Source organism: Sphingobium sp. FW305-3-2-15-F-TSA7, from assembly GCF_058787155.1.
In genome coordinates, this window is record NZ_JBYSZM010000041.1 from 60,083 (window position 1) to 70,307 (window position 10,225).

12 protein-coding genes are annotated in these 10,225 nt (G+C 63.3%); 4 read left to right on the top strand and 8 right to left on the bottom strand.

The window, feature by feature from the left end:
- From AC3WN8_RS25835 to pgsA, 4 genes are all read right to left on the bottom strand, one after another.
- On the bottom strand, positions 1–411 hold a 411-nt coding region (locus tag AC3WN8_RS25835; protein WP_492672382.1), incomplete at its 3' end, for a molybdenum cofactor biosynthesis protein MoaE.
- Positions 408–665, bottom strand: a complete 258-nt coding sequence (gene moaD / locus AC3WN8_RS25840) for a molybdopterin converting factor subunit 1 (RefSeq protein WP_492672383.1) — start codon at positions 663–665, stop codon at positions 408–410. The genes moaD and AC3WN8_RS25835, both read right to left, overlap by 4 nt.
- Positions 666–675: 10 nt before the next feature.
- Entirely contained in the window at positions 676–1,083 is a 408-nt protein-coding gene (locus tag AC3WN8_RS25845) for a YciI family protein (RefSeq protein WP_492672384.1), read from the bottom strand.
- A 5-nt stretch (positions 1,084–1,088) separates the two neighbouring features.
- Positions 1,089–1,640, bottom strand: a complete 552-nt coding sequence (pgsA, locus tag AC3WN8_RS25850; RefSeq protein WP_492672385.1) for a CDP-diacylglycerol--glycerol-3-phosphate 3-phosphatidyltransferase — start codon at positions 1,638–1,640, stop codon at positions 1,089–1,091.
- A gap of 153 nt (positions 1,641–1,793) precedes the next feature.
- Here pgsA and AC3WN8_RS25855 point away from each other — a divergent pair, with 153 nt between their 5' ends.
- The gene (locus AC3WN8_RS25855; protein ID WP_492672386.1) at positions 1,794–3,089 is read left to right on the top strand and encodes an MFS transporter; all 1,296 of its coding nucleotides are present in this window, start codon (positions 1,794–1,796) and stop codon (positions 3,087–3,089) included.
- 43 nt (positions 3,090–3,132) lie between these two features.
- On the opposite strand, the gene AC3WN8_RS25860 is transcribed toward AC3WN8_RS25855, so the two are convergent.
- Positions 3,133–3,687: a superoxide dismutase family protein gene (locus AC3WN8_RS25860; RefSeq protein ID WP_492672387.1), complete on the bottom strand. Its 555-nt coding sequence runs from the start codon at positions 3,685–3,687 to the stop codon at positions 3,133–3,135.
- Between the two features lie 183 nt (positions 3,688–3,870).
- Here AC3WN8_RS25860 and wecB point away from each other — a divergent pair, with 183 nt between their 5' ends.
- Positions 3,871–5,010, top strand: a complete 1,140-nt coding sequence (wecB, locus tag AC3WN8_RS25865) for a non-hydrolyzing UDP-N-acetylglucosamine 2-epimerase (protein WP_492672388.1) — start codon at positions 3,871–3,873, stop codon at positions 5,008–5,010.
- Positions 4,988–6,286 (top strand): UDP-N-acetyl-D-mannosamine dehydrogenase, encoded by a 1,299-nt coding sequence (wecC, locus tag AC3WN8_RS25870; protein WP_492672389.1) that lies wholly within the window; start codon positions 4,988–4,990, stop codon positions 6,284–6,286. Before wecB ends, wecC begins: the two co-directional genes overlap by 23 nt.
- A 131-nt stretch (positions 6,287–6,417) precedes the next feature.
- On the opposite strand, the gene AC3WN8_RS25875 is transcribed toward wecC, so the two are convergent.
- Complete coding sequence (locus AC3WN8_RS25875) at positions 6,418–7,191, bottom strand: metallophosphoesterase family protein (RefSeq protein WP_492672390.1); 774 nt, start codon at positions 7,189–7,191, stop codon at positions 6,418–6,420.
- Positions 7,192–7,430: 239 nt separating this feature from the next.
- Here AC3WN8_RS25875 and AC3WN8_RS25880 point away from each other — a divergent pair, with 239 nt between their 5' ends.
- Positions 7,431–7,928, top strand: coding sequence for a hypothetical protein (locus AC3WN8_RS25880; protein ID WP_492672391.1), 498 nt, complete (start codon positions 7,431–7,433; stop codon positions 7,926–7,928).
- A gap of 289 nt (positions 7,929–8,217) precedes the next feature.
- On the opposite strand, the gene AC3WN8_RS25885 is transcribed toward AC3WN8_RS25880, so the two are convergent.
- Entirely contained in the window at positions 8,218–9,534 is a 1,317-nt protein-coding gene (locus tag AC3WN8_RS25885; protein ID WP_492672392.1) for a UDP-glucose dehydrogenase family protein, read from the bottom strand.
- A 310-nt stretch (positions 9,535–9,844) separates the two neighbouring features.
- Positions 9,845–10,225, bottom strand: a 381-nt coding sequence (locus tag AC3WN8_RS25890; protein ID WP_492672393.1) for an OmpA family protein, incomplete at its 5' end; no start/stop codon positions are given.

The window sequence follows — 10,225 nt, forward strand, 5'->3', positions numbered from 1 at the left end:
GGGGCCCCCCCGCGCCTCGACCCATTCGCCGCCGCCCGCGCGATGTTCCTTCTTCCAGAAGGGCGCTTCGGTCTTCAGCCAGTCGATCAGGAAATGGCACGCCTCCAAGGCCGCGGCGCGATGCGACGAAGCGGTCCCGACAAACACGATGCGATCGCCCGCCGCCAACCGTCCGACGCGGTGGACCAGGACAATCCCGAGCAAGGGCCAGCGCGTCCGTGCATCCTCCGCCAGCCGCGCCAGCGCGCGCTGGGTCATCGCCGGATAGTGTTCCAGTTCGAGCGCTTCCAGTCCGCCGTCGCCGCGCACCAGCCCGGTGAAGCTCGCCACCGCGCCGCCGCCAAGCGTTTCCAGTCCGGCAAGCAGCGCAGCGACATCGAAATCCGCTTCGCTCACCTCGATCCGGATCATCCGCCCGTCACCGGCGGGAAAAAGGCGATTTCGCGCGCGCCGGCAATCGGCGCGTCCATGGGGACGAACATCTGGTCGATCGCGGCGCGAATGCGCGACCGGTCGGAAAATGCCCGCCCATACCCCTCTCCCCGTACCGAGAGCCAGTCGATCAGCTCCGCGACGGTCTCGATCTCGCCGGGCACGTCGATCCGTTCGCCATCCAGGCCGATGGCTTCGCGCACCCAGGCGAAATAGACGAGATCGATCGCCATTCGGTATCCGTTATCTTGGGCCAAGCGGCGCGGGACTGGTGAAGCGCGGCGCAAATCGCCGCACCTCGCCGATGAACAGCCCGGTCTTCACCGCCGGATCGGCGTCGACCAGCATTTGGGCAGCCATCAGATCGGCCGCACGGAGCAGCACGATCCCGCCGTCCGGCCCCCAGGGGCCCGCGGTGTGGACTACGCCGTCGTCGACGAGCTGTTTCATATAGCGGGCATGGTCGCCCAGCCCCTGCTCGGCTATCGGCTTTCCTGCCTGCCAGGCGGGTCCGGCACGATAGACGATCGCGAACAACAGGCGCCCTTCATCGGCCGCCGGCGCGGTGGCGGGTGCCTGACCGGCATGAGCGAGTCCGGCCGGTGCGCCGCAAAGCAAGCAGATGGCTGTGCGGAGAAAGCGTTTGCCCACGCCCTTCAATCCATGTGCTTGATGCCGACGCGCAGATAATCCCAGCCCGTGAGCAAGGTCAGCAGCGCCGCCCCCCACAGGCTGAGCAGCCCGATATCGAGCACCCAGGGCCATTGCGGCAGCGATCCGGCCAGGATCAGCGCGCCGAGGGAGATGAGCTGGAACGCCGTCTTCCATTTGGCGAGCTTGCTGACCGGCACGGAGACGCTCAGTCCCGCGAGGAATTCGCGCAGGCCCGAGACCATGATCTCGCGCAGCAGGATCACCAGAGCCGCGACGATATGATAGCCTTGGATGTCGTCGATGAAGACGAGCATCACGATCACCGAGGCAACCATGATCTTGTCGGCGATCGGATCCAGAAAGATCCCGAGCCGCGAAACGGTGCCTTTCGCGCGCGCCAGATAGCCGTCGAAATAGTCGGTGATCCCCATCAGGCAGTAGAGCGCGAAGGCGACGAAATAGTCGAACGGCTTCGGCGTGGGCCACAGCAGGAAGACGAGCAGCGGAACCGCAAAGATCCGGGACAATGTCAGCAGGTTTGGCAGTGTCAGCATTCTGCCCTTCCCATACCGCCTGATCGCCCGGCGTGGAAGCGCCGAGCGTGTCGGTCGGGTGGTTTGAGTGATATCGAGACTTTACGTTGGATGCCCGGCCATGATCGGCTATGGAGCGGCCACGGATAGTCCTCGGAGCGAATTCGCCGATTCATGCAAACATCGCTCGGGCTCCTGTCGCGCCGCCGATTCCTGCCGCTGTTCGTCACGCAGCTGCTCGGGGCCTTCAACGACAATCTCTTCAAACAGGCGATGGTCCTGTTCGTCGTCTACGGCGTCTATAACGACGCCGCGTCGGAAACGATCTTCAGCGGCATCGCCACAGGGATCTTCATCCTCCCCTTCTTCCTGCTGTCCGCCATGTCGGGCCAGCTCGCCGATTCGATCGACAAGGCGCGGATCATCCGCATCGTGAAATTCTGCGAAATCCTGATCATGATCGTCGGGGCGGCCGGGCTGGTGCTCGCCTGGCAGGGCTATGCGGTGAAGCTGCTCGCAATCCCGCTCATGCTGCTCGCATTGTTCGCCATGGGCATCCATTCCACCTTCTTCGGTCCGATCAAATACGCGATCCTGCCGCAGCATCTGGAGAAGGACGATGTACTCGGCGGCACGGGGCTGGTCGAAGCGGGCACCTATATCGCGATCCTGGCTGGCACGATCCTGGCGGGCGTGATCCCTGTGGAAATCGCGGCGATCGGCGTCGTGATCACCGCAGTGATCGGCTATTTCGCCGGACGGCAGGTGCCCCCCGCCCCGCCGGTACACGAGGATCACAGCATCGACTGGCATGTGATCCGTGCCTCGATCGCGCTGGTGCGCGGCACGATGCACATTCGACACCTCTATCTCGCGATCGTCTCGATCAGCTTCTTCTGGACGATCGGCGCCGTGCTGTTCATCCAGTTCCCGCCGCTCGCCAAGAATGTGCTGACCGCCGACAAGGCCGTGGCGAGCCTGTTCCTCGCAGTGTTCTCGATCGGCATCGCCATCGGATCGATCGCGATCAACCGGCTGCTCAAGGGCAAGGTCTCGGCACGATATGCCCCGGCATCGGTGATCGTGATGGGGGGCTTCGTCGTCGCTTTCTATTTCGTGTGCAGCCAGTGGGGCGGCTCGACCGACGGCACCCTCTACGGCATCGGCGAATTCCTGAACCACAGGCTGGTGATACCGCTGCTCGCCAGCCTGCTCGGCATTGCGGTCAGCGGCGGCATGTTCGTCGTGCCACTCTATGCCTTTCTCACCACCAGCGTCGACAAGAGCCAGGCCGCGCGCACCGTGGCCGCCAACAACATCGTCAATTCGGGCGCGATGGTGGTCGGATCATTGATCGCGCTCGGCCTCAGCGCGCTGGGCGTATCGATCGAACACCAATTGCTGTTGAGCGCGGCGATGTGCCTGATCTCGGCATGGCTGGCGCAGAAGCTGCACCGCGCCTGCGACTGACGCCGACCGGCCCCGCCCCTTGAAGGGCGGGACCATCAACGGATTATCCCGCGAACACGCCACAGGCGATACGTCCGCCGCTATTGCCCGACGGATCGGTCTTCATATCGTCGGCCGTGGCATGGATCACCAGCGCCGCACCGTCGGCGTCGAGCAGGCCGCCCTCCCCGCTCAGCTTCGCGCCCGGCAGGTCGATGGTCAGCGTACCGCGCCCATCGGCACCGATCGTGATATTGGGCAGGTCGCCGCTATGCGCGCCCTGCGGGTTGTCGTGCCCATGCTGGCGCGCGATCGGATTCCAGTGCCCGCCCGCGGTCTGGAAATCGGGGCCCTCGCATTTGCCGGTGGTGTGGACATGGATGCCGTGAATACCGGCGGGCACGCCCTGAGCATCGACGGTGAGCCTGAGCCCGGTGGATGTCGCGACGATCCGTCCTTCGCCTGCAGCCGCCCCGCTTGCGGTCTGAAGCGATGCGCGGGCGCCCGGCGCATCGGGTGCAGCACCATCAGCGGTGGCAGCATCGCTGGCGGCGCAAGCGCCGAGCAGCGCCGCACCCGCGATACCGGACAAAGCGAAAAGCTTGGAGAAACGGGGCATATGGGGAGGCTCCTTCGGCACGACGGGAATCAGATGCAACAAGCACCTAGCACAGGCTTTGTTCCGTTGGCGAAGCGGTCCTTCTGCCATCCGCAGGCTAGGCATCGGGTCCTGCCCTGCTAAACTCATATGCCGACAGCCATCATCAGGGATTGGTAAGACGATGCTGCTAGCAGCCGCCGCATGAACCAGAATCGCAAGGTCATGCTGGTGTTCGGCACCCGCCCCGAGGCCATCAAACTGTTTCCCGTCGTGCACGCGCTGCGCGCCGTCCCCGGAATCGAGACGCGCGTCTGCGTGACCGCGCAACATCGCGGACTGCTCGATCAGGTGCTCGAGATCAGCGGCCTGACCCCCGACATCGATCTCGACCTGATGCAGGCGAATCAGTCGCTCGATCAATTGACCGCGCGCCTCTTGCTTCAATTGGGCGAAGTCTATGATCGCGAGCGTCCCGACCGGATCATCGTCCAGGGCGATACCGCGACCGCAATGGTCGGCGCGCTCGCGGCCTATTATCGCAAGATCCCGGTCAGCCACGTCGAGGCGGGATTGCGCAGCCACGACATCTACCAGCCATGGCCGGAAGAGGTGAACCGCAAGATCGTCGGGACCATCGCCGACCAGCATTTCGCGCCGACCGAGACCGCGGCACAGGCGCTGGCCCGCGAGAATGTCACCGCCGCGACGATCCACGTCACCGGCAACACCGTGATCGACGCGCTGCATGCAACCGTCTCGAAAATCGCCGCCACGCCGGCGCTGGCCGCAGGGCTCGATCCCGTGCTGACGCCCTTCGCGGGTAAAAGGATCGTCGCGGTCACCACGCATCGCCGCGAGAATTTCGGCGAGGGCATGGCAAGCATCGCGCGCGCGATTCGGCGGATCGCCGCGCGCGACGATGTCGCGATCGTCTTTCCCGTCCATCCCAATCCCAATGTCCGCGCCGCGATGGACGGACTGCTGGCAGACAAGGCCAATGTCGCGCTGATCGAACCGCTGGACTATCCACATTTCGTCCGCCTGCTCGGTGCCTGCCACATCGCCCTCACCGACAGTGGCGGCGTGCAGGAAGAGGCGCCCGCGCTCGGCAAGCCGGTGCTCGTGATGCGCGAGACGACGGAGCGGCCCGAGGGCGTCGCCGCCGGCACGGCAAAACTGATCGGGACCACGGAAGACCGTATCGTTTCCGAATTATTTACGCTGCTTGACGATAATGACGCCTGGTCAGCGATGGCGCATGCCCACAATCCCTTCGGAGATGGGCAAAGCAGCCAGCGCATAGCAAGGATCGTCGCCAATGCTTTCGGATTGCCCGCCTAACGTCGTCGTTCTCGGCCTCGGCTATATCGGGCTGCCCACCGCCGCGGTGATTGCACGCTCGGGTTGCCCCGTCCTCGGCATCGATGTCAGCGAGCATGTCGTGGAGACGGTCTCTTCGGGCCGCGTCCATATCGAGGAAGTCGATCTCGACGGCCTCGTGCAGGGCGTCGTCGCGCGCGGCACGCTACGCGCCTCCACCCAGATTGAACCCGCAGACGTGTTCCTGATCGCGGTGCCGACGCCGTTCGGCCCCGATCATGTTCCCGATATCGGCTATATCCTGCAAGCCGCGACGAGCATCGCCGCGGTGCTCAAGGCCGGCGACACCGTGATCCTCGAATCGACATCGCCCGTCGGCACGACCGAGAAGGTCCGCGACCTGCTGGCGCAGCTCCGTCCGGATCTCCGCGTGCCCGGCAAGACCGGGGAAGCCTCCGATATCGCGATCGCCTATTGTCCGGAACGCGTGCTGCCCGGCCGTATCCTGGTCGAACTGATCGACAATGACCGCTGCATCGGCGGTATCACACCGCGTTGCGCGCGCAAGGCGCTGACCTTCTATCGCCGCTTCGTGCGCGGGCAGTGCGTCACCACCAACGCCCGCGCCGCGGAGATGGTGAAGCTGACCGAAAATGCGTTCCGGGACGTCAACATCGCCTTCGCCAACGAGCTATCGCGAGTCGCCGACACGATGGAACTCGACGTGTGGGAAGTGATCCGGCTGGCCAACCGCCATCCGCGCGTCAACATCCTGCAACCCGGTCCCGGCGTCGGCGGCCACTGCATCGCCGTCGACCCATGGTTCCTCGTCCATGCCGATCCCGCCAATACGCCGCTGATCCGGACCGCGCGCGAAGTGAATGACGGCAAGACCGATTATGTGATCGAGAAGGCCGATGCACTGGTCGAATCGCTGCCCGGTGCGGCCGTGGCCTGCCTCGGCCTCGCCTTCAAGCCGAACATCGACGATTTCCGCGAAAGTCCGGCGCTCAAGGTCGCGGAAACGCTGGCGCGCAAACATGGCAGCCGCATCAAGATCGTCGAGCCGCACGCCAACACGCTTCCTGCCGCATTCGACGGTAGCGGCGCGGAACTCGTCGATATCGACACCGCGCTTGCGACCTGCCCGCTGTTCATCGTGCTCGTCGATCATGACGTGTTCAAATCGGTGCCCGCTGACGAGCGTGCCGATAAATGGGTTTATGACACGCGCGGCATTTGGCCCGACCAGCCCAAGAATCGCCGGATCGACACCGATCTCCGCCTGGCCGGTTAGAGCCTGATCGCTCGAGGTGGAAGCGCATCGCGCTTCCGCCGATGGCGTGAAACGTCAGTTCGACGTAGCCAATCAGGCTCTATTCTTGGTCTGAAGCGGACCTCGCTTCGATCCGGATACGCTATGCCGAGTCAGGCGGCAGCGACAGCAGCCTCGCCGGTCTGCAGGAACCATCGCTCCTCACCCTCCAGAGCGATCGCGGTCAGGCGCCCCGACGCAAAGGCGCCGGTATCGATGCCGATCCGGTTGAGTCGATGATCGACCTCTTCGGTGATGCTGTGGCCGTGCACGATGATGCGGCCGTGCGAACCGTCATGACGCAGAAACTCTTCGCGGATCCAGCGCAGGTCGGATACCCGCTGTTCCGCCAGATCGACGCCGGGCCGGATACCGGCATGGACGAAGACATAATCGCCATATTCGACCACATCCTCGAATCCGGATATGAACGCGACATGCGCCGCCGGCACGCGCTCGGCGAGCCGCGCGGTCAATGCATCATAGTCGAGATCCTGATATTCCTGGTCGGTAAAGCCGTAACTCATCAAGGTCGCGCGTCCGCCGACACGGATCAGCAGACGCGTGGCGCGCGTATCGCCGGCGATCGCGCGGAGGAATACCTCCTCATGATTGCCCATCAGGATGCTGACCGCCGGACTGCCGCGCTTGAGCATCATCGCCTTCTCGATCACGCCCGCGGAAGCCGGGCCGCGATCGATCAGGTCGCCGAGCAGGACCAGCCTGACATCGGCGGGCGCTCGACGCGCATTGTCCGCGTCGATCTGCGCGAGCAGCGCCTCGAACAGGTCGAGGCGGCCATGTATGTCCCCGATCGCATAGATACGCAGCCCTTCGGGCGCCCGTGCCGCGGCCTCCGGCCTTTGCCGCCGCGTCCATCGTTTCAATTTCGAATACAGCATAACATCCAGAATTTCGCGAGGCCGTGCCATAGCCCGTCCCGCCTGCTCACGCAAAGCCGACGGCAATGCCCCAACGCATCGCGGCCCAAATCTGTGCCGTCACTCGGGCAGATGTGCTCCAAACCTGCCAGGTTGACGAATATTGGGCTGGTGCCACGGCCAATGCCTGCCGTCCGTCGAGCACAGTTGGGCGAAGCCGAAATTCGTCGGGAACGGACAGCTTGTTGCAGTTCCGCAACGCTTGGGCCGCGTTTGCCAACGGCCCGCATCATTTGATTTCACTTTTGGAACTTTATGACCCAAAGAGGATTTGCTTACGAGAGTCGGCGTTGGGCATGACTCGTGCAGTTGGTTTACGCTTGTTTTTGCGTGTGATGCCGCTTTTGAGGCTTGTGTTGGGCAAGATCATGTGGCATCGCAGCGGAAATCAGAAGGCCGGTTGTTGTAAAGGGAGCCAGAATATGCGTTTGGGTAAAATCTCTATGGCGGTGATGGTGGCGCTCAGCATGGCTGGCACTCCCGTGCTCGCACAGACCTCGAGCCCCGCTTCGAAGCTTTCGGTTTCGGCCGCAGCGTCCAAGTCGGTTCGCACCGATGCCACCCTCCAGGGTGAGAGCGAAGCACGTGGCAGCAGCATGATCCTCGCGATCGGCGCCATTGGCCTGATCATCCTCGGCGTTGTCGTCGCTGCCGGCGGCAACAGCAAGCCGAAGAGCCCCTGATCTCATCAGGATCTCAGGAATAGAAAAATGGCGGCTTTCGGGCCGCCATTTTTTTGCCTGCTTTGATCGCTTCCAGCGATCATTTTCTATTGCTGAAAGAGGCGGCCTCCGCCCGTCGGCTGCCCGCCAAGGCAAACACTCAGAAAGAATTGCGCCCTTTGGCGCGGCGGATTGGGAGCCGATTTTTTGCGCGCGGAGCGGCGCGATCGCAAAGGCTATGACAGGCTGCGCAATTCACGTTTCGCGCAACCCGCCACAAAGCAGGGCAAGCAGAAGCCCACCCTCCTTATTATCCGGATTGCGCCGCCGATCCGACCGGAACATAGCGCAACCCTGCCCGCTCGGCCTCGACCGGCGAATAGATATTGCGCAAATCGACCAGCAGCGGCGTCCGCATCGATGCGGCGATGCGAGCCAGATCAAGAGCGCGAAACGCGTCCCATTCCGTCACGATCGCCAGCGCATCCACGTCACGTGCAGCCTCATAGGCATCCTCGACCAATTCGACATCGCCGATCAACGGTTGAGCGACTTGCATGCCTTCCGGGTCATAGGCCTTGATACGAACACCCGCATCCTGAAGGCTGCGGATGATCGCGAGTGACGGCGCGTCACGCATATCGTCGGTATTGGGCTTGAAGGTCAGGCCGAGCAGGCCGACGGTGCGGCCACGCAGGTCCGGTCCCATCGCCTGCAGGATGCGCCGCCCCATCGCACGCTTTCGACTGTCGTTCACCTGTACCGTCGCCTCGACGATCCGAAGCGGAGTCGCATGATCTTCGGCGGTCTTGAGTAGCGCCACGGTGTCCTTGGGGAAACAGGAGCCACCATAGCCGGGGCCCGCATGCAGGAACTTCGCGCCGATGCGATTATCCAACCCGATTCCGCGCGACACATCCTGCACCTCTGCGCCCACAGCTTCGCAGAGATCCGCGATCTCATTGATGAAAGTGATCTTCACCGCAAGAAAGGCATTGGCGGCGTATTTGATCAGTTCCGAACTGCGCCGGCTGGTGAACACCATCGGGGCCTGGTTCAGATAGAGCGGGCGATAGATTTCACGCATCACGTCGCGCGCCCATTCGCTGTCGCTCCCGACGACGATGCGGTCAGGCCGCTTGAAATCGCCGATCGCAGCGCCTTCACGCAGAAATTCGGGATTGGAAACCACTTCCACCCTGAGTTCCGGCCGCAACTCGCGGATGATCTCTTCGACTCGATCGCCCGTTCCCACGGGCACTGTCGATTTGGTGACGATCACGATATCGCCGGTCAACGCGGCGGCGATTTCCCGCGCCGCATCATAAACATAGGTGAGGTCCGCATGGCCGTCGCCGCGGCGCGACGGCGTGCCGACCGCGATGAAGATCGCGCCGGCGCCGCCAACCGCATGGGCGAGATCGGTTGTGAATGACAGCCGATCCGCAGCGACATTCTTCGTGACCAGGGCATCCAATCCGGGCTCGAAGATCGGCATACGCCCGGTCTCGAGCGCTTCGATCTTGGCGGGATCCTTGTCGACGCAGACAACGCTGTGTCCAAAATCCGAGAAACACGCGCCCGACACCAGGCCGACATAGCCGGCGCCGATCATAGTGATCTTCATTTCATTCCCCGATGGTCGTTTGCCAGCTTCTTAGACTCTGTCCGGGACGGATCAAACCACAACAGAGCGCAGGATTTTCTGTTTACCGCGATTTTTGAGTCGTCGGGCGGATTTGTCCGACGAGAAGATGCCGCAATGTGATTCTGCAGCGCCTGCAATGGCTAAAGCGACGAATCGCATGCGATCATGGATGACGATTCGAACATCGAACGGCATTCGAGCGCCGGATCGCCAAAAAAAAGGAGGCCGGCCCTTGGGGCCGACCTCCGATTTTCTTGTCGCATGAGGCAATCCGAAGATTGCCCGTCGCTTACATGCCCGAGCCGGGTCCGTAAGTGATTTCCACGCGGCGGTTCTGCAGTTCGCGGACACCGTCGGCAGTCTCGACGCGCGGGCGGCTTTCGCCGAACGCTTCGGTCGTGACGACGCCCGAAGGAATGCCCTTCGATTCCAGGTAGGAACGAACCGAGTCGTTGCGGCGCTGCGAGAGGCCGACATTGTACTTGTCCGAACCCGACTTGTCGGCGTGGCCGGCAAGCATGACCTGGGCGTTGCCGCAATTCTGGTACGCGGTGACCGCGTTGTCCAGGATCGAAGCCGCTTCCGGCGTGATGTTCGACTTATCCCAGTCGAAGAACACGATGTACGGTCCCGGCGTGCACTCCGGCGGAGGCGGCGGCGGGGGTGGCGG